At 74.6% G+C, this 19,400-nt stretch carries 17 protein-coding genes; 5 read left to right on the forward strand and 12 right to left on the reverse strand.

The genetic code is table 11. From position 1 onward, the window contains the following. Positions 1-60: 60 nt before the first annotated feature. Genes BJY16_RS42860 through BJY16_RS42875 form a run of 4 tightly spaced genes read right to left on the reverse strand, consistent with a single transcriptional unit; the run spans position 61 to position 4,615 of the window. A complete protein-coding gene (locus BJY16_RS42860) occupies positions 61-723 on the reverse strand; it encodes a response regulator transcription factor (RefSeq protein ID WP_239177945.1) in 663 nt (220 codons plus the stop codon). After that, positions 720-2,057, reverse strand: a complete 1,338-nt coding sequence (locus BJY16_RS42865) for a sensor histidine kinase (protein ID WP_239177944.1) — start codon at positions 2,055-2,057, stop codon at positions 720-722. The genes BJY16_RS42860 and BJY16_RS42865 overlap by 4 nt, the downstream gene beginning before the upstream one ends. Positions 2,058-2,112: 55 nt before the next feature. Beyond that, entirely contained in the window at positions 2,113-4,278 is a 2,166-nt protein-coding gene (locus tag BJY16_RS48855) for a CATRA conflict system CASPASE/TPR repeat-associated protein (protein WP_185045425.1), read from the reverse strand. Further along, positions 4,256-4,615, reverse strand: coding sequence for a CATRA system-associated protein (locus BJY16_RS42875; protein WP_185045426.1), 360 nt, complete (start codon positions 4,613-4,615; stop codon positions 4,256-4,258). Before BJY16_RS42875 ends, BJY16_RS48855 begins: the two co-directional genes overlap by 23 nt. Positions 4,616-4,702: 87 nt before the next feature. On the opposite strand from BJY16_RS42875, the gene BJY16_RS42880 reads away from it, so the two are divergent. Continuing rightward, the gene (locus BJY16_RS42880; RefSeq protein ID WP_185045427.1) at positions 4,703-5,260 is read left to right on the forward strand and encodes a TIR domain-containing protein; all 558 of its coding nucleotides are present in this window, start codon (positions 4,703-4,705) and stop codon (positions 5,258-5,260) included. Here BJY16_RS42880 and BJY16_RS42885 read toward each other — a convergent pair. The 6 genes from BJY16_RS42885 to BJY16_RS42910 are packed head-to-tail and all read right to left on the reverse strand — an operon-like array spanning position 5,241 to position 12,299. Beyond that, positions 5,241-7,724, reverse strand: a complete 2,484-nt coding sequence (locus BJY16_RS42885; protein WP_185045428.1) for a CHAT domain-containing protein — start codon at positions 7,722-7,724, stop codon at positions 5,241-5,243. The two genes, BJY16_RS42880 and BJY16_RS42885, sit on opposite strands and share 20 nt — an antisense overlap. A 10-nt stretch (positions 7,725-7,734) precedes the next feature. Continuing rightward, a complete protein-coding gene (locus tag BJY16_RS42890) occupies positions 7,735-8,712 on the reverse strand; it encodes a hypothetical protein (protein WP_185045429.1) in 978 nt (325 codons plus the stop codon). Further along, positions 8,712-9,437 carry a hypothetical protein gene (locus BJY16_RS42895; RefSeq protein WP_185045430.1) on the reverse strand — a complete coding sequence of 242 codons (726 nt, stop codon included), beginning with the start codon at positions 9,435-9,437 and terminating at the stop codon, positions 8,712-8,714. The genes BJY16_RS42890 and BJY16_RS42895 overlap by 1 nt, the downstream gene beginning before the upstream one ends. Positions 9,438-9,450: 13 nt before the next feature. Further along, entirely contained in the window at positions 9,451-10,143 is a 693-nt protein-coding gene (locus BJY16_RS42900; RefSeq protein ID WP_185045431.1) for a vWA domain-containing protein, read from the reverse strand. A gap of 15 nt (positions 10,144-10,158) precedes the next feature. Then, entirely contained in the window at positions 10,159-11,250 is a 1,092-nt protein-coding gene (locus BJY16_RS42905) for a protein kinase domain-containing protein (protein WP_185045432.1), read from the reverse strand. Continuing rightward, positions 11,247-12,299, reverse strand: coding sequence for a PP2C family protein-serine/threonine phosphatase (locus tag BJY16_RS42910; RefSeq protein WP_185045433.1), 1,053 nt, complete (start codon positions 12,297-12,299; stop codon positions 11,247-11,249). Before BJY16_RS42910 ends, BJY16_RS42905 begins: the two co-directional genes overlap by 4 nt. A 278-nt stretch (positions 12,300-12,577) precedes the next feature. Here BJY16_RS42910 and BJY16_RS42915 point away from each other — a divergent pair, with 278 nt between their 5' ends. After that, a complete protein-coding gene (locus tag BJY16_RS42915) occupies positions 12,578-13,471 on the forward strand; it encodes a hypothetical protein (RefSeq protein WP_185045434.1) in 894 nt (297 codons plus the stop codon). A gap of 191 nt (positions 13,472-13,662) precedes the next feature. After that, positions 13,663-15,180 (forward strand): glycoside hydrolase family 30 protein, encoded by a 1,518-nt coding sequence (locus BJY16_RS42920; RefSeq protein ID WP_185045435.1) that lies wholly within the window; start codon positions 13,663-13,665, stop codon positions 15,178-15,180. Here the strand turns inward: BJY16_RS42920 and BJY16_RS42925 are convergent. Then, positions 15,177-15,869, reverse strand: a complete 693-nt coding sequence (locus BJY16_RS42925; RefSeq protein WP_185045436.1) for a GAP family protein — start codon at positions 15,867-15,869, stop codon at positions 15,177-15,179. The genes BJY16_RS42920 and BJY16_RS42925 overlap by 4 nt on opposite strands. Before the next feature lie 115 nt (positions 15,870-15,984). Here BJY16_RS42925 and BJY16_RS48860 point away from each other — a divergent pair, with 115 nt between their 5' ends. Next, positions 15,985-17,154 (forward strand): sensor histidine kinase, encoded by a 1,170-nt coding sequence (locus BJY16_RS48860; RefSeq protein WP_185045437.1) that lies wholly within the window; start codon positions 15,985-15,987, stop codon positions 17,152-17,154. A gap of 106 nt (positions 17,155-17,260) precedes the next feature. Continuing rightward, entirely contained in the window at positions 17,261-17,902 is a 642-nt protein-coding gene (locus BJY16_RS42935) for a response regulator (protein ID WP_185045438.1), read from the forward strand. 3 nt (positions 17,903-17,905) lie between these two features. Here the strand turns inward: BJY16_RS42935 and BJY16_RS42940 are convergent, their stop codons facing one another. Next, positions 17,906-19,366: a S8 family serine peptidase gene (locus tag BJY16_RS42940; protein WP_185045439.1), complete on the reverse strand. Its 1,461-nt coding sequence runs from the start codon at positions 19,364-19,366 to the stop codon at positions 17,906-17,908. Positions 19,367-19,400 lie beyond the last annotated feature (34 nt).

A 19,400-nucleotide genomic window follows, 5' to 3' on the forward strand; every position in this document is an offset into this window, starting at 1 on the left:
AACCGTATGAAAAGCATCGATCCCCCGGCCAGCCGGTCACCCCGAGTTCCGCGCTGGGGGTTATCCCCCGTCGTCCGAGCCCAGGTGGCGCAGGACCGCGAGGACGCGGCGGTTGTCGGCTTCGGCCTGAGGGAGGCCGAGTTTGTCGAAGATGGCGGCCACGTGCTTCTCCACCGTGCCGCCGGTGACCACCAGGGCAGCCGCGATGCCGGCGTTCGAGCGGCCCTCGGCCATCAGGGCGAGCACGTGCCGCTCGCGGGCGGTGAGCGCGGCCAGGCCCTCCGCGCGGCGGCCGGCGCGCAGCAACTGGCCGACGACCTCGGGGTCGAGCGCGGTGCCGCCCGCGGCGACCCGCTCCAGCGCCTCGGCGAACTCGGCGACGTCGGCCACCCGTTCCTTCAGCAGGTAGCCGGCGCCGGCCGCGTTGCCCCGCAGCAGCCGGGCCGTGTAGCGCGTCTCGATGTACTGGGAGAGCACCAGCACCCCGGTGCCCGGGTGCCGGCCGCGGATCTCCAGCGCGGCGCGCAAACCCTCGTCGGTGTGGGTCGGCGGCATCCGGATGTCGACCACCACGACGTCGGGCTGGTGCTCGGCGACCGCGGCGAGCAGCGCCGCCCCGTCGCCCACGGCGGCGCACACCCGGTGGCCGTGGTCCTCGATCAGCCGGGTCAGGCCGGCCCGGAACAGGACCGCGTCCTCGGCGATCACCACCCGGGCGCTCACGCGTGCATCGGCAGTTCGACGGTGGCGGTGGTCGGGCCGCCGGGCGGGCTGGCGATGGTGAACCGGCCGTCCACCACCGCGACCCGCTGGGTGAGCCCGGACAGGCCGGTGCCCCGCGCCGGGTCGGCGCCGCCGGCGCCGTCGTCGGCGACGCTGAGCCGCAGCACGTCGCGGGCGCCCGAGGCGCGGACCACGATCCGGCTCGCCGAGCTGTGCTTGACCGCGTTGGCCAGCAGCTCGGCGGCGCAGAAGTAGGCGATGGTCTCGATCGCCGGGGTGGGCCGGACCGGGACGCCGACCCGCAGCTCGACCGGGATCGCGCTGTCCGCGGCCAGCGAGGCGAGCGCGTCGCCCAGCCCGGAGTCGAGCACCGGCGGGTGCAGGCCGCGGGCCAGGCCGCGCAGCTCGGCGAGCACCTCCTTGGCACCACGCAGCGCCGCGTCGACCAGTTCGCGGGCCGCGGCCGGGTCCGGGACGTCGCCGTGGTCGCCGAGCTTGCGGCGGGCCATCCCGAGGTTCATCGCGAGGGTGGCCAGCCGGATCTGCGCGCCGTCGTGCAGATCCCGTTCCAGGCGCCGCAGCAGGGCGGCGGAGTCGTCGACGGCCAGCGCCCGGCTGTGCTCCAGGGCGTGCACCCGCTGGGCCAGCCGGCCGGGCCCGAGCAGACCGCGGATCAGCCGGGCGTCGGCCCGGGTGACCGCCCGGGTCACCCACGGCGCGGCGAGCAGCATGGCCGCGCCGGCCGCCGCCGCGGTGAAAGTCCCGGGCAGCGTGGTGACCTGGAACGTGCCCTCGCCGAACAGCCCGAACGGCGTGTAGACCGGCAGCGGGTCCAGCCGGGCGCCGGGCGGGTGGTTGCGGAAGGCGCCCCACAGCAGCGGATAGCCGAGGTTGACCAGGCCGCCGATCCAGAAGTAGGCGGCGTACAGCTCGAGCAGGCCGATCGGCAGCTTGACGCACTGGTAGGCGACGATCCGCCAGGCGGCCCCGTCACCGGCGTGGTGCCGGGCCGGCGGGGGCGCCGTCACCCGGGTCCCGAGCAGCCGGGCCGCCAGCCGGCGCTGCGGCGCGCCGAGGCGGTGCGCCGCGCCGGTCGACACGAGCAGCACGACCGCCAGTCCGGTGCCGGCGGCCGCGACGGCCAGGACCGCCGGGGACGGGTTGCCGCCGCGGCCGCCCTCGGCAGCCCACCACGTGAGATCCACCGCGACGACCAGGAACACCACCGGGTTGAGCACCGCGAACGGCGACGCCGCCAGGCAGAACAGCAGCTCACGGGCGTACCGGAAGGGTTGTCGGACCGGACCACAGCGGACCGGAGACGGAATGCTCACGGAGGGAGACGGTAATCGCGCCGGGGTCCGGGCAGAACCCGGCAGGCCGCCGTCCTCAGGTGGGGGATTTCCCCCAGAGGCCGGCGAAGCGGGCCGGGTCGAGCCAGTCGGCGCCGGAGGTGTCGATCGGGAACCCGGCGATCCGCAGCCGCTGCGCCACCCGCTGCACGAAGACCTCCCGGTCCGCGCGGGAGTCGCCGTCCAGCCGGACGATCTCCCGTCCGTCCAGCTCGGTGACCCGCCCGGCCGCGCCGATCTGCACCACGATCGTCTGGTCCGGGTACAACGCCAGCGCCCGCCCGGCCCGGATCAGCGTGTCCGGATGGGTGCCGTTGACGTCGTCCGGGGTGAGCAGCACCAGCGACGCCGGGCCGATCGCGAAGCCGGCCCGGACCACTTCCTCCCGGTACGGCGTCGGCTTCCCGGTCCGGCCGACCACCTCCTCCCAGTCCAGCGGACGCAGGTCGAGCGAGCGCAGCAGCCCGAAGACGGCCGCGCTGGCCGGGGTGTCCCGCCCGTGCACCACGAAGATCTCCCGCCGGACCGGTTCCGGCTCGGCCACCACGGCCGGAGCCGCCGGGCGACCGGCGCCGCCGGTCCACAGCCAGGCCTTCCGGTCGAACGTCTTGACCCGCACGTCGACGCTGCGGAACTCGTCCTCGGTCAGCCCGTCGTAGCCCTCCCCCACCACGTCCTCGTGGGTCCGGTCGGTGACCAGCGCGACCACGTCGGCGTCCGGGTGCGCGGCGACCGCCTCGCGCAGCGCCGAGCTGTCCAGCAGCCGGCCGATGCTGATGATGGTGTTGTCGCTGAAGCCGATCGCGGCGACCGCGAACGGCCCGGAGCCGACCGACAGCCGCAGCCGGATCCGGTCGGCCGGGTGCGCCGCGTTGTCCGCGCGCATCGCCGCCCGCCAGCCGTGCAGCAGTTTCGGCAGCGCGAGGTGGGCCGGCACGCTCGCCGGAAGCACCACCATCATGCCGTCGCCGGCGTCCTGCCGGTCGGTGTCGTGCAGAGGCAGGCCGAGGCCGGTGATCACCTGCTCGACCAGGCCGGCGACGCGCCGCTGCACCTCGCGGCGGCGCGGCGCGGACCGGGAGCTGTAGTCCACCACGTCGATGCCGAAGCCGACCCGGTACTCGACGTCGGGCTTGGCCGCGGTGTCCGGCGCCCACTGCGCCGGCACCAGCTTCTCCACCCGTTCCGCCTCCTCCCGGGTGGCGTCCAGGTATTCGACGTCGTCGTCGATCCGGCCGGTCAGCCACTCGGCGACCTCGGCGTCGGCCGGCAACGGCACGGGCAGCGACCGGTCCATGTTGGCCCGGGCGATCCGCACGCTCTGCCGCATCCGGCGCAGGCCGCCCAGCGCGGCGGCCAGCTCCGCCTCGTCGGCGGCGAACGCGGCGAGGTCGACCGGCTCGCCCGGTCCCCCGGCGCGCAACCGGTCGCGGATCTCGGCGACCCGGCCGGTCAGCCGGGACCGCAGCTGCCGAAGCTGCCCGGCGTCCAGCACCCGGGCCTGGTAGCGCAGCTTGGTGGCGTGCATCAGGTAGCGGCCCAGCGGCGGCAGCGCGGTGCCGCCGTCGCTCCAGGCGAACCGGCTCAGCGGCTCGTCCTGGTCCATCGCGCCGATCAGCACCAGCCGCCGGTCCGGACGGCTGCCGGCCGGCGTGGTCTCCCAGGCGGCGAAGTCGTCCAGCGCGCCCCGCCGCGACCACCAGCCGGCGCCGTCGTCCGGCCGGCTCGGCACCGCCGCGCGCACCTCGGCGGCCGCCGGGTCGGCGGCCTTGGCCAGGTAGACCAGCGCGCCGCCGAGCAGCCCGGACGGCTCGGCGCCGCCGAGCTTGTCCCACCATCGGGTGTACTCGTGCCAGCCGGGCGGGACGGCGGCGCCGATCCGGGGCCGGTCACGCACCACCGCCGCCGGGGAGGCGATCGCGAAGGAGAGGTTCAGGACGTCGTGCTCGCGGCGGGCGATCACCTGGAAGCGCACCGCGGGATCCTGCAGGCCGGCCAGGGCGCCCTCCGGCTCGGCCGCCGGGTCGGCGGGCAGTCCGGCGGCCAGGTCCGCGCCGAGGATCGGGTCGGTCATGCCCAGTTGGGTACGGCACCGCTCCCAGAACCGGCCGATCCAGCGCAGCGCGGTGGCGGCGTCCGGCCCGTCCAGCGGCGCGTAGAGGTGCGCGACGAGCTCCTGCTCAACGAGCTCGCTGGTCGTCACGACCCACCTCCGGCTCGGTGCGGGACACCGAGGCCGGCGTCGGCTCGCCGGTCAGCCGGTGCACCAGCTCGTTGCGCCGCTCCAGCACCCGCGGCGGGATGCCGACCTTGTCGGTGCTGCCGATCCGGAGGATCCGCTCCGGCCCGTAGATCTCCAGGTCCGCCGTCGCGTCCCGCAACTCGTCCAGATCGCCGGTGTCGAGCGCGGTACCGACCCGCCGGAGGACCTCGGACACCCGCTCCCAGCGTTCCGGCACCAGGGTGTAGAGGACCAGGTCGGACAGCAGGTCGACGGCTTCGGCCACGGACTCGGCGTCCCAGTGCTTCGGGAGGTCCATGATGGGCACTGTAGCCAGCGCCGGGCCGCCCGCGCCTCCACCGACCAAACGACCCGTTCCGAGACTGTCCTGATTAGCATCGGTCACATGCCGGACCCCCGCGAAGTCTTCGTCATCCACGGCCGCGACGAGCAGGCCCGCCTCGCCCTGTGGCGGTTCCTGCAGGCCATCGACCTGCACCCGCTGGACTGGGAGGAGGTCGTCGAGCGCACCGGCCGGGGCATCCCGCACATGACCGAGGTGCTGGCCAAGGCGTTCGAGGAGAACCAGGCGGCGATCGTGCTGTGCACCCCGGACGACGGGGCGGTGCTGCACGAGGAGCTGCGCGGGCGGCGGGAACAGCCGTACGAGACCGAGCTGACCGGCCAGGTCCGGCCGAACGTGCTCCTCGAGATGGGCATGGCGCTGGCCCTGCAGCCGGAGCGCACGGTCATCGTGGAGATCGGCGACCTGCGACCAGTTTCGGACATCGCCGGGATCAACGTGATCCGGTTCAACGGCACCGCGGAGAGCCTCAACAAGATCGCCGGCCGGCTGGAGCTGGTCGGCTGCGCGGTCAACCGGAAGGGCACCGACTGGCTGGACACCAAGCCGTTCGAGGACCTGTCGGCGTACCAGCGCCGGTTCACGCCCCGGTCAGCGTGAACGCCGCCCAGAAGTACGGGCTGCCGAGCCGGGGCAGATGGCCGGCCGCCAGCTCCGGATAGGCCGCCCGCAGCTCGGGCCGGGCCGTCCCGCGCAGCCAGCGCTGCGCCTCGGCGAGCGCCCGGGCCGGACTGGCCGCCCCGGCCGCGAGCAGATCGTGGAACCGGGCCATCAGCAGCGCCGTCACCCGGTCGTTGACCCCCCAGTGCGCGGCCACCACCCCGGCCAGGCCGAGCTGGAGCAGGCCACCGGGCAGGCCGATCATCTCGTCCGGCAGCTCGTGGCCGATCCGGTGGCTCTCGCACGACGACAGCACCGCCAGCCGGCCCCGGCCGGGCGGCAGGCGCAGCAGGTCACGCAGGGTCACCGGGCCGTCGGCGAGCAGCAGCCGGCTGTCCAGGATCCGGTCCGGCGCCGCCTGCCCGTGACAGGCGAAGTGCCACACCGAGTGCCGGGGCAGCTGGTCCAGCACCGCGTCGCCGGTGGCCCGCGGCAGCACGGTCACCGCGGCGGCGCGATCCCGCCACAGCCGGGCCACCACGTCCACCTCCGGGCCGACGTTGACCAGCTCACTCGTGGCGGCGGCGACCGCGAGCACGGCCGGGCGCGCCGAGGCGAGCCCGGCGGCCCGCGCCTGGGCGATCCGCAGGACGCGGGCGCTGGGCGCGTAACGGAAGTCGTTGCGATCGGTCAGAGCCCGCCATCCGTACGCGGTCAGCGGGTCCTCGATCGCCGCGGCGTGCACCGGCAGCAGGCCGAGCAGCCCGACCGCCACGATCGTCACCAGCTCACCGTCGCCCAGGTGGCCGTCGAGCTCCCGCATCCCGTGCCGCCAGAGCCACCGGGCGAGCCGTTCGACGCGGCGCGGGTCGTCGTCGTCCTCCAGCAGGCCGGCCTGGTGCCGGACCGCGTCCGCGGTCAGCTCGGGCAGGTCGACCGGCACCGGCTCGCCGTCGTCGTCGCGGACGATCAGCGCGTACCCGCCGGCCCGTGCGGCGGCCAGGTAGACCAGCGGTCCCTCGGCGGCGGCCGGCCGGATCCGGGCCAGGTCGCCGGCATCGGTCAGGCCGAGCCCGTCGACCTCGCGGCGGACCGCGTCGAAGGCCGCGGCGGCGCGGTGCAGCCCCGAGGTGAACTCGTCGCCGTGCGCCCAGCCGCGTTCGGCCCGGGCCAGTTGCCGGGCCGCCGCACGGTACCGGCCGGCGAGATCGTCGTGGCCGGCGGCGCGCAGCGCCGACTCCACCGCCGGGTCGTCCCGGCCGGTGATCTCGCGGAGCGCGACCGCCCGGCCGAGTTCCAGGGCGACCACCGCGCCGGCCGGGTCACCGGCCCGCAACAGCCACCAGCCGGCCTCGGCGGCGCGGTCCCGGACCCGGGCGAGCAGCCGGTCCCGGGTCCGGCTCTGGTACTGCGGGCCGGTGGCCAGCGGGACGGCGGCCATCATCGCCCGGTGGGCCGGCGCGCCGAACCGGACCTCGCCGGTCGACTCGGCCCAGGTCACCCACTCGTCGCTGACCTGCAGGAGCCGGTCCGAGGTGCCGGCCCGGTTGGCCCGCCAGGCGCGCTCCCAGGCGGCCGCGATCCGGTGCGCGGGCCGGGGCCGGGCGCCGGACAGGTCGGCCGCGGTGATCGCCCGGGCCAGGCCGGTGAGCGCGTCGAGCCGGGTCTTCGGCCCGCCGTGCCGGGCCGCCCTGCGGAACAGCCGGACCGCCCAGCGCACCTCGAACTGCCGGGTGGCGGCGGCCAGCAGCACCGACGCCTGGGAGACCTGGACCGGCGCCCGGCGGGCCGGGCGCCACCCGGCCACCCGCAGTCCGGCGCGGCACAGGTCCACCGCCTCCCGCGCGGTCAGCTGCCCGGCGTGGAAGGCCAGCTCGGCCCGGGTCCCGTGGACGTTGCCCAGCTCGCGCAGCAGGGCCGGGCCGGCCAGGTACAGCACGTGGTCCAGTTGCCAGAGCGCGTCCCGGATCAGCGCCTCCGCGGCCGGCTCGTCCGCCGTCGAGAGCTGGGCCAGCAGGTACTCGGCGCTGGCGTGGGCGGTCATGGCGTGCGCCTCGGTGTCCCCGGGCAGCCGGGCGACCGCCGTCTGCAGGGTGTCCAGGGCCGCGGTGTAGCCGGCCAGGTCGTCGCTCCGGGCGTACTTCGCCTGCATCAGGGTGACCAGGTCGAACGCGACACCGAACAGGCGCACCAGGTCGTCCGCGGGCAGCTCGCCGGCCGCCGCCCGGAGCAGGTCGGTGGCCTCGACCAGGTCGTCCGGCCGGTCCAGGAAGCTGGACCGGTGGACCAGCACCCGGGCCAGGGCGAGCTTGTCGCCCCGCTCGCGGGCCTCGGCGACGGTCGCGTCCAGGTCGGCGCCGGCGGCCGCGCGGTGCGGCTCGCGGAGCCGGTCGCGGGCGTTGCGGCGCCGGAGACGGCGGTGCGCGGCGATGCTCGCCGGCCGGTAGTGCCGCAGCAACGGCATCCCCTACTCCTCAGCAAGCCTCGTGCTGCGCGTCGACGTCGCGGATCCGCAGCCCGGCGCCGCTGTCGGCGAGGGTGTAGACCATGGTCCAGCGGGTGCAGGTCTGGTCCGGGTCGTCGGCCGGGCCGTAACCGGCGGCCTGCCGGCTGCGGAAACTCAGCTCGGCGGTGACCGTGCCGCCGTTGTCGGTGACCGCGCCGAGCTCGATCTCGTCGTCCCGGGTGGTCCTGATGTCGGCGCCGAACTTGGCGACCACGGCGGGGTCGGCCGGGTTCATCCGGCCTTTCGGCTCGACCACGCTCAGGGCCGCGTCCGGGTCCTTCGCGTTGATGCCGGCGAAGTAGGTCTCGAACATGGTGGCGACCCGGTCGGCCAGGTCGCCCGGCTGGTCGATGGCGACCAGCCCGGCCGGGCCGGCGGTCGCGGCCGTGGTGGTCTCCGCGGTGGTGCTCTCGGTCGCCGGGTCGCTGGTCGCCGGGGTGTCGTACGTCGTGCCGGTCGCGCCCGGGCTCTCCTCGGCGTCCCCGTCGCGGGTGGTCACCACGATCGTCCCGACCACCGCGGCCAGCAGGACCGCGACCAGCGCGAAGGTCGGGCCCTGGGAGCTCCGGCGCGGTGCGGTGACGACCGGCGGCGGCGTGATGCCGATGCGGGGCGGCGCACTCGGTGGTGTGGCCCGCGGCGGTGCGGCCCGCGGTCGTGTGGCCCGCGGCGGTGCGGCCCGCGGCGGTGCGGCCCGCGGCGGTGCGGCCCGCGGCGGTGTGGCCCGCGGCGGTGCGGCCCGCGGCGGTGCGGCCCGCGGCGGTGTGGCCCGCGGCGGTGTGGTCCTGGCCGGGCGCGGGGCCGCCGGCGGGTGCACCGGCGGGACCGGGACGAAGCGCCGGGTCGGCGTGTCCGGCCCGGCCCGCTCGCTGCCGCCGCAGACCAGGCAGGCGTGGCTGGCCGGGTCGTTGTGGGTGCCGCAGGCCACGCAGGTCCAGGCGGACATCACGGTCCGCCCGGCGGTCTGAGCAGCTCTCCCCTCGACAGCGCCACGGTGTCGGACAGGGGCCAGAGGAGGAGCCAGTCGTCGTGGTGCACGACCGGCGAGAGGTCCGGTCCCTTGACCGGCGGGGGCGGCTCGACCGGGGGCACCGCCGGGGGCGGCTCGACCGGTTTCGCCGGCGGGGCCGGCTCCGTCTCCTCGACCGGGTCCGGCTCGGAGACCTTCACCCGGCTCGCGGCCGGCGGCTCCGGCTCCGGCTGCTCGGCGTGCTCCCCGGGCCGGCCGGCCCAGGCGCCGTGGATCACCGGCTCCGGCGGCGGCTCGCTGCGGACCCGGCTCACCGGCTCCGGCAGCGCCTCGGCCCGCATCCGGCCCACCGGCTCGGGCAACGGCTCGGCGCGCACCCGGCTCACCGGCTCCGGCGGCGCCTCGGCCCGCGTCCGACCCGCCGGCTCCGGCCCGGCGGCTCCGGCGGCGGCCATCCGCTCCACGTCACTGAGCAGGGCCTCCCAGGAGACGCCGGAGAGACGCACCCCGACCACGTCCAGCCAGGCGCTGCCCGGCTCGACCGCCTCGCGCAGCCGGGGCAGCAGGTCACGCACCCGGTCCAGGGACACCTGCAACACGAACTCACTGGGCCCGACGATCCGGAGCACGCCGTCGGTCACCCGGTACTCGAACGCCGCCCCCTCCGCCGCGTGCCTCGGCCCGCCACCGTCCCGGCTCACCGCTGCGTCCCGCTCAGATGCTGTTGCCGATGGCGTCGATGATCTCGGTGAACTCGAACTCGTTGAGTCCCTCACCGGCCCGCGACGGCACGTAGATGGTGTTGTTCCAGTCCGCGGCGATCTCGTTCCACGGGGTGGTGTCCGGCGCGAACAGCAGCAGCCGCTTGGCCGCGTTCTCCATCACCGCGGACTGGCTGCCGCCGTACCCCCAGACCTCCATCAGGTCGTCGATGCTGGCCGGGGCGACCTGCGGATAGGTTCCGGCCGAGCTGCCCACGCCGAGCGGGTGCGCGGAGGCGTCGGTGAACAGCGCGACGATGTGCCGGCGCCGGTCCTGCCCGCGCTCCCAGTCCGAGTTCAGCGCGACGGCGAGCGCCTCCAGGCCGGACTCCGGCTCGTCGCCGCCACCGCCGGCGCGCAGCCCGCGGACGAACGACTCGAACTCGCCGACCTGCTCCGGGATGGTGAAGAACGGCGACTGCTCCAGCGCGTCCGAGGCGTTGTCCCGGAAGTCCCGGTAGGCCACCACCCGCAGCCGCAGCTTGCTGATCGCCTTGTCCTTGTGCGACATCGACTCCTCGAGGCGCTTGTGGAAGGTGAGCGCGCCCTCCTTCACCTGGTCGAGAACCGGGTACATGCTGCCGGTGACGTCGATGCAGAACACGATGTCCACCGCGTACTTGAGGCTTGTGCTGTTCGCGTCCATGACGATCCCCTCGGTCTATTTCTTGGTGTCGAAGTTGATGCGCACCCGGGACGGCGGCGCGTCCGCGGGCCGGGCCGGCGCCGGAACGGCGGGCTTCGGCTCGGACTTCATGTTGATCTTGACGCGGCCACCCGCCGGACCGGCTCCGGATCCGGCTCCCCCGCCGACCGGCGCGGGGGCCGGCGCCGGGATCGGCGGCACGGTGTGCCCGCCGATCTTGACCACCTTCTCGTCCTGGAAGACCGTGATGATCTCCTCGATCGACGGCCGGGCGGCATGGTCGGCGGAGACCATCCGGGCGATCAGGTCCCGGGTCTTCGGGTGCAGCTGGCCGGAGAGCACCAGCGGCTCACCCGCCCAGACCGCCTGGGACGGCGCGCCGAACCGGCCGCGGTCGTAACCGGGCATCTCGCCGACTAGGTAGACGTGGGTCATCAGGCCGAGCGCGAAGATGTCCGAGGCCAGCGTCAGGTGCTCGGCGGCGATCTCCGGGTCCTCCTTGACGTACCGCAGCCACTCGGGCGCCCCGTAGAGCTGGTCGCCGACGATCTGGTCGGGCGGCGGCGGGTCACCGGACAGGTACGAGTCGTCGAAGTCGATCATCTTGGCGGTGAACAGATCGGCGCCGCTGGACCGCTGCAGCAGCACGTTGGCCGGCTTCAGGTCGCCGTGCACGATCCCGGCCCGGTGCAGCAGCTTCATGCTCTGGAACAGGGTGCGCAGCACCACCAGGGTCTGCCGGTCGCTGAGCTCGGTGAGATCCTTGGCCGCCTCGGCCGCCACCCGGTCGGTCACCTTGTAGTACGTGGTGCCCTCGCGGAAGAACGCGGTCGCGGTGACCAGGTTGCCGCCGCCGGCCACCTTGCCGCTGATCCGGCGGTTGACCTCCTTGTGCCGTTTCTCGAACTCCAGGCAGACCGCGCGCCGGCGGGCCTTGCTGGCCGGGCTGCCCATCGACTCGTCGGTCGGCCACTTCGGGTCGAGGAACTGCTTGATGAAGTAGTCGCGGCCACCGCGCTCGGCGAACGACCACACACAGCGGCCACCGCCGCTGTTGGTCGGCTCCGCCACGACGGTGAAGCCGCCGATGTTCTCGCCCAGCTTCACAAGGCCCTCCCGGCCATCCGCTCCAGGTACATTCCGCAGTAGGTCTTCCAGGACAGGAGCCGGAACTCCTCGAGCCGGCGCTGACGCTCGCCGTCGTCCAGCGGGGCGTGCTGAAGCTCCCGCAGCGGCTGCGCGTGCTCGCGCTCGAGGTGGCTGTAACGATGCTGGAAGCCCGACCACAAGCCGCGAAAACTGCCGAACCCGATCGCGACGAGCGCGAGGGTGGCGTCGTCGCCCGCCGTCCGGCACCGCCAGTCCGCCAGCCGCCGGCCCCACTCCGCCAGGCTGGTGGCCCGGCCGAGGTTGTCCAGCAGCTCGAACTCGAACATCGCCGGGCTCGGCACGTACCCGAAGAAGCCGTCCGTGGCGCAGAGCAGCACGCACGGCTCGGGCAGCGGATACACCAGCTGCTGCCGGAGCCGGAACGGGAGACCGGCGGCCACCTGGTTGGTCAGCGGCTGATCGGCCATCAAGGTTTCCAGCGGATCGTCCACGATCGAGTCGTCCCGGCTGATCTGCTGCAGCCCGCGGTCCGGGGTGAGCAGGTAGCACCGCGAATCGCCGGCCCACCGGGCCAGCGCCCGCAGCGGCTCGGCCGGGTCCGGCCGCCAGAAGTCGATCAGCGCGAGCGTGGTCGGCAGCTGCTTGGTGATGGTGCCGCGCAGTTTCCTGGCGCTGGGCGGACGGGCCGCGTCGAAGACCTCGCGCAGCCGGTCCTCCAGCGGCTGCCCACCGGTGTGCCCGCCGGCGAACCACTCCTGCACGGTGAGGTGGGCCAGCCGGGACGCGGCGAACGCGTGGCTGACCGGCCGTCCGTCCACGGTGTGCCCGAGCAGCCGGGCGCCGGCGCCGCCCAGCCCGTCGTAGACGCCGACCACGCCGGCGTTGCCACTCTGCCGCAGCAGCAGCGTCGGCTCGGCATCCTCACCCAGGCCGGGACGCTTCTCGGTCCAGACGCCCAGGCACTGCACGTCGGCCCGGCCGGTCCGGCCGGCCCAGACCGCCTGCCGGCCGCCGCCGCCCGGCTCCTCACCACGATCGAGACGCAAGATTCGGCTCCCTTCCCGGCACCACCGTGCACGGGAGAAAGTCATTCGTACATTGCCCGTATGGACGACGCATTCCGTGGTGATCGGGAGCGGAATTTCACCGAGCAGGTTCGATTCCACCGAACGGGCTAACCGTTCCGGCTAGTTCCGCGGGACAGCAGATTATTGACATTGCCGCAGCCCGGTCCGCGTGTGAATCTGCCGGGTGAAGAACGGAGGGCCGAATGTGGCAGTGCGCCGATTGCGATACACAGAACGGCCCTGAGTCCACCACCTGCATGGTCTGCTCGGCGCCACGGCGCGCCACCCCGGCCCGGCCGGCCGGCCCGGCAGCCGGGCACCCGGCCACCGCGGCCTGGCCGTCGGTGCGTGCCGTGCCACCCGCGCGCCGGCCACCCAAGGGCCGGTCCACCGGCCCCACCTCGACGCCGGCCAAGCGTCCCGGCCGCCCGACGCCCCCGGCCCGCCCGACGCCCCCGGCCACGCCCACGGCACGGCCCGCGCCGGTCGGCCGGCCGAAGCCCGCCACCCGGCCCACCCCGCCGGCGCGGCCGGTGCGCCCCGTGCCGCCCCGCCCGGCCGCCCGGATCCCGGCGCGCCGCCGTGGCGGCATCCGGATCGGCTGGTTGATCATCGCGGTGCTGGCCGGGGTGCCGATGGTCAACGCCTTCCTCTCCCGGATGGACCCGGGCGGCCCGGCCGGCTCGTCGGCCACCGCGGCCACCCCGCGCGACCAGGCCCGCGCGGTGGTCGCCCTGATCCAGGACTCCAGCCGCAGCCGGACCGCGGTGAAGGACGCGGTGAGCGCCACCAAGGCGTGCCGTTCGCTGCGGGCCAACGCCAGGACCTTCACCGGCGCCGGCGACGCCCGCCGCGCCCAGCGGGAGCGGGCCGCCGCGCTCGACGTCTCCGACCTGCCGTCCGGGGCCGCGCTGACCGCCACCCTGCTGAGCGCCCTGGACCATTCGCAGCGCGCCGATCGCGCCTTCGCCGCGTGGGCCACCGAACTGGCGGACGGATCCTGCGTGACCGGCGACACCGGCACCGCGAATTTCAGGAAAGCGGATCGCGAATCCACCGCGGCCACCGCTGACAAGAAGAAATTCGTCGCCCTCTGGAATCCGATCGCGAAGACCTACGGCCTCACTGCATTCGCCTATTCCGACGTCTGACCGGCACCCTCGACGGCCTCCGGCGCCGCCCCGGTCCGGTCACCCGGCCGGCCCGGCGGGTCATGAAACAGCTGAAACAGATTGACACTCGCCTATCGCCATGTTTCGCTGCGATGACGCGGTGTTTCGCTTTGTTTCATTTGTTTCATCCCTCGACCGGGTGACGACCACACGACGGGTGGCGACGAACGATGAGAAGAATCAGCTATCGGCTCGGGGCGGCGGTCCTGGCCACCGCCCTCGGCCTGACCGGCGCCACCAGCGCCTCCGCCCAGCACCCCGGCCGCGCGCCGAGGGCGCAGGTCTGGGTCACCACCGTCGACCGGTCCGAGCTGCTGCACCAGCGGGCCCCGGTCGCCTTCGGCCGGCGGAGTTCCGGCCTGCCGACCATCGTGGTCGACCCGGCCCGCGCCTACCAGCGGATCGACGGCTTCGGCGCGTCGATCACCGACTCCTCGGCCGCGGTGCTGTCCGGGTTGGCTCCGGCGGTGCGCCGGCAGACCATGCGCGAGCTGTTCGACCCGCGGCACGGCATCGGGGTGAGCTTCCTGCGTCAGCCGATCGGCTCGTCGGACTTCACCGCCGCCGCCCAGCACTGGACCTACGACGACGTGCCGGCCGGGCAGACCGACTTCGCGCTGCGGCACTTCAGCATCCGCCACGACCAGGAGCGGATCCTGCCGCTGCTGCGCGAGGCGCGCCGGCTCAACCCGCGGCTCACCGTGCTGGCCACCCCGTGGAGCCCGCCGGCCTGGATGAAGACCACCGGTTCGCTGGTCGGCGGCCGGCTCAAGGACGACCCGGCGATCTACGACGCGTACGCCCGCTACCTGGTCAGGTTCGTCACCGCGTACGCCGCCGCCGGCGTGCCGATCGACTACCTGACCGTGCAGAACGAGCCACAGAACCGCACCCCGTCCGGCTATCCCGGCACCGACCTGCCGGTCCGCCAGGCGGCCGAGGTGATCGAGCGGCTCGGCCCGCTGCTGCGCGCCACCAGCCCGCGCACCCGGATCCTCGGCTACGACCACAACTGGACCACCCACCCGGGCGACGTGGCCGGCACGCCGCCGGGCGAGGACCCGGAGACCGACTACCCGTACCGGTTGCTGTCCGGGCCGGCCGCCCGCTGGATCGCCGGCACCGCCTACCACTGCTACTCCGGCGACCCGAGCGCGCAGACCGCCCTGCACGACGCGTTCCCGGACAAGGGGATCTGGTTCACCGAGTGCTCCGGCTCGCACGGCGCGGCCGACCCGCCGGCCAAGTTCTTCCGGGACACCCTGGTCTGGCACGCCCGCATGATCGCCATCGGCACCACCCGCAACTGGGCGAAGTCGGTGGTGAACTGGAACATCGCGCTGGACAGCACCGGCGGGCCGCACCTGGGCGGCTGTGACACCTGCACCGGCCTGGTCACCGCCCAGCCGGACGGCACCGTCACCACCAACGCCGAGTACTACACGATCGGGCACCTGTCGAAGTTCGTCCGGCCCGGCGCGGTCCGGGTGGCCAGCACCTCGTTCGGCACCACCGAGTGGAACGGGGAGATCATGGATGTCGCGTTCCGCAACCCGGACGGCTCGACCGCGCTGGTCGTGCACAACCAGAACGACGAGCCGCGCGGCTTCGCCGTGACGGTCAGCGGCCGCACGTTCGAGTACACCTTGCCCGGCGGCGCCCTGGCGACGTTCGTCTGGCCCCGTTAGAGCTGGAGCAGGCCGAGACGATTGGCGGCATCCCTGGCGAGCAGGAAGCCGACGATGCCGACGATCCAGGCGAGGGTGTTGCTGCTCGACATCCAGTCGCTGAACCTGGTCAGCGGCTTGGTGATCCGGTCCCCGGCGGCCAGCCGGAGCACCAGCAGCACCAGCGCCGGGACGATCATCAGCAGACAGTAGCCGGCCATCACCAGGGCGATCTGCGCGCCGGGCAGGTCCGAGGTGGTCACCAGGCCGATCGCGGCCAGGTAGGGCAGCATCGTGGTCAGTTCGGCGGCGGCCGCGGCCAGGGCCAGCGCGGCCAGCCCGGCAGCGCCCCGGTCGTCGCCGAGCGCCCGCTCCCGCCAGCGGACCAGCCGGCCGCCGCCGGACGGCTTCCGGTGGTCCAGCCGGAAACTCCAGAAGAACAACGCCACCCCGGCCACCAGCTGCACCCACATCGCGGCCCGGGTGTCCAGCACCCGGGTGATCTGCGGCAGGAACGCGCCCGCGCCGAGCGCCACGGCCACGCCGACCGCGTAGTAGAAGGCGGCGACCGTACCCAAGAAGACCAGGATGCGGCCCGGCCGCAGCGACCCGGGATGCAGCAGCAGCCAGATCGGGATCAGCAGCGTGCCGAAGCTGGTCGCATCGATCAGCGCGAGCACCGCGAGCGAACCGAGAAGCGCGACGTCCATGCCGGAAGCGTGCCGCCCGGCGCGGCACGGCGCGTCCGTCGAAGGATGTCCGCGACGCGGACGCATACACCTTTCGAGGTACGCCGAAAGCCCCGCCACGTGATGGGATGGGCCGGTGCGGATCCGGGAGCGTTGGCGCGACAGCACCCGCTTCCAGGACGTCGGCACCGCCGTCGCGACGTTCCTGGCGGGCCTGGCGTTCAATCTGGTCGGGCTGACCGGGGTCTGGACCCTGTCGCCGGTCCAGGAGGCGCCGTCCTGGTGGCACACCGTGCTGCTGGCGATCGGCTGTCTCGGCATGCTGGGCAAACGCCGCCACCCGCTGCTCGCGCTCGCCGTCGGGGTGGCGGTGACGGCCGTGGACGGCCTGATCGGCGGCAGCGTCGCGCTGATCCTGGTGCTGTTCGACGTGATCTTCTCGGTCGGGCTGTTCGCCTCCGCGCGGGCCCGGACCGCGGTGACCACCGCGGTCTTCGTGGTGATCGGCACGGCGAGCGTGGTGGGCGGGCTGGCCGCCGGCGAGTTCCGGGTCGCCGCCTTCATCGGCCTGAACCTGACCACCCTGCTGTTCGTGCCGCTGTGGTGGTCGGCGAACCTGCGCCAGCAGCGGCAGCTGGGCCTGCTCGACGCGGAGCGCAGCGCCCGCGAGGCGGTCCTGGCCGAGCGCGCGGCGATGGCCCGCGACCTGCACGACGTGATCGCCGCGCACCTGTCCACCACGGCGATCCACTCCGGTGCGGCGCTGGCCCGCCCGGCCGACAGTGACCGGGACCGGGCGACCCTGCGGGCGGTCCGGACCAGCAGCCTCGCCGCCCTGGAGGAGATGCGTTCGATGATCATGTTGTTGCGGGCCGACGACCCGGCCGCCGCCGACCCGACCCTGCCCGGCGGCCTGGACCGGCTGCCCGACCTGGTGACCGCGGCCCGCGCCGGTGGCCTGCGGATCGAGACCGAGCTGCGCGAGGTGCCCGGGCTGCCGGCGATCGCCGGGCACACCGTCTACCGGATCGTCCGGGAGGCGCTGACCAACGCCGCCAAGCACGCCCCCGGCTCGGACGTGCGGCTCGACGTGCGCCCGGCCGGCGACCTGGTCACCGTCACCGTCACGAACACGCTGACCGGTGGCGCCGCGCTCGACCACCGGGCGCTCAGCTCGGGCACCGGCCTGACCTCGCTCCGCGAGCGAGCCGCGCTGCTCGGCGGCGAGCTGACCGCGGGCCACGACGGCGAGACCTTCACGGTACGAGCGACGCTGCCCCGCCACCCGTCCGCGAGCGGCTCATGATCCGGCGCGCCACTCCCCGGGAGCAGCTCACGACCCGGGGTGCCGCTCGCGCGGTCGCGGGCCAGGAGCGGCTCCTGACCCGCGTGCCGGTGGCCGGGAGCGGCTCGTGATCCGGGTGCTGCTCGCCGACGACCACGCCGCGATCCGGGCCGGGATGCGGCTGATGCTGGAGCAGGCGGACGACATCGCGGTGGTCGGCGAGGCCGCCGACGGCGCGGTGGCGATCCGGCAGGCGGCGGCGCTGCGGCCGGACGTCGTGCTGATGGACATCCGGATGCCCGGGACCGACGGGATCACCGCGACCCGGGAGATCACCGCGGCCGGGGCGGCCGACGTGCTGATCCTGACCACGTTCGACTTCGACGACTACCTGTTCGGGGCGCTGCGGGCCGGGGCGGCCGGGTTCCTGCTGAAGTCGGTCGAGCCGGACGCGCTGATCGACGCGGTGCGCCGGGTGGCGGCCGGGGACGGGTTCCTGGCGCCGGAGGTGACCCGGCGGCTGCTCACCGCGTTCGTCGAGGCCACCCCGCCGCCCCCGGCCCCGGTGCCGGCGCTGACCGGGCTGACCGACCGGGAGCGGGACGTGCTCGCCGCGCTCGGCCGCGGTCTGTCCAACGCGGACCTGGCCGCCGAGCTGGCGATCAGTGAGGCGACCGCGAAGACGCACGTGTCGCGGGTGCTCGGCAAGCTCGGCTGCAGTTCCCGGGTGCAGGCCGCGATCCTGGCCAAGGAGGCCGGCCTGGCTTGACCCTCAACGCCGATCCGGCGGCGGCCAGCCGGGCGGCGTCTCCCGGTCCGGCGGCGGCCAGCCGGGCCGGGTTTGCGGAGGCGGCGGATATCCCGGCGGCGGATAGTAGCCGGGCGGGGCCTGCTGAGCCGGCGGATATCCCGCCGGCGGGTAGTGGCCCGGCGGGGCCTGCTGAGCCGGCGGGTGGTAACCGGGCGGCGGCTGATAGCCGGGTGGTGCGACCGGATAGCCGGGTGGTGCGACCGGATGACCGGGCGGCACCGGATATCCCGGCGGTCCCACCTGCTGCGGGATGGTCGGATAGCCACCCACCGGCACCCGCCGCCGGCGCGCGCTGAGCACCGCCAGCCCGACCCCGGCCACCACCACCGCGAGGCAGAGGCCGCCCTGCCACCACGTCACCTCCGAGTCCCCGCCCGGGAAGGTGACCGCCGGCTCGCCCTCGCCCGGGGCGGCCGCCGCCGCGCCGGCCGCCGGGCCGGGCGCGATCAGCGGGTTCGCCGACACCGGCGGCACCTTCGCGGTCAGCGCCGCCACCGGGTTGACCGCGCCGAACCCGTACTCCGGGTCGCGCCCTTTCGGCCCGCGGTCGTCCGCGGTGCGGATCAGCCGGTTCACCACGTCGGCCGCGCTGAGCTTCGGATACTTGGCGCGGACCAGCGCGGCCACCCCGGAGACGATCGCGCTGGCGTCGCTGGTGCCCTTGCTCAGTCCGTACCCGTTGTCGGTGACCCCGGGCGGCGCCGGACTGATGATCTTGTCGACCGGGGCGGCGAGCACGGCCTCCGGGCCGTGCGTGGCGCCGCTCCAGGCCTTGCCGGACTTCACCGTGCCGGTCACCGCGATCACCCCGGGGATGCTGGCCGGGGTGTCGATCCGGGTGATGCCCTGCTCGATGTTGCCGCTGCCGGCCACCACGACGACGTCCTTGGACATCGCGTACTCGATGGCCGCGCGCTCGACGTCGTTGCGGTCGGTGGCGACCAGCGACAGGTTGATCACGTCGGCGCCGTGGTCGGCGGCCCAGCGGACCCCGTCGGCGACGTCGCGGTAGGTGAACTCCGGGCCGGTGGCGACCGGCAGGATCTTGGCCCGCGGCGCGATGCCGAGCACGTGCGTCTTGCCGCCGCCGCGGGCCGCGATGATCCCGGCCATCGCGGTGCCGTGGCCCACCTCGGTGTCCGGGTCGGTCCGGCCGTCCTTCGGACTGTCCGGATTGGTGCCGTGCCCGGGCAGCACCTGGCCGCGCAGGTCGGGGTGGGCCGCGTGGACGCCGGAGTCGACCACCGCGACCACCACTCCGGCGCCCTTGCTGATCCGGTGTGCCTGCTTGATCCGCAGCGCGGTGAGGTACCACCGCTGGTAGTCCGCGACGGTCTCGGCGCGGGCCACGCCCGGGCAGCCGAGCACCGCCGCGGCCGTCATGGCCAGCGTGGCCGCCGCGCACCGTCGTCCCCGTCGCATCGCGTCAGGCTATCGGCTCGGCGCCCGCCGGGAC

Origin of the sequence: Actinoplanes octamycinicus (genome assembly GCF_014205225.1) — a bacterium.
Classification (GTDB): domain Bacteria; phylum Actinomycetota; class Actinomycetes; order Mycobacteriales; family Micromonosporaceae; genus Actinoplanes; species Actinoplanes octamycinicus.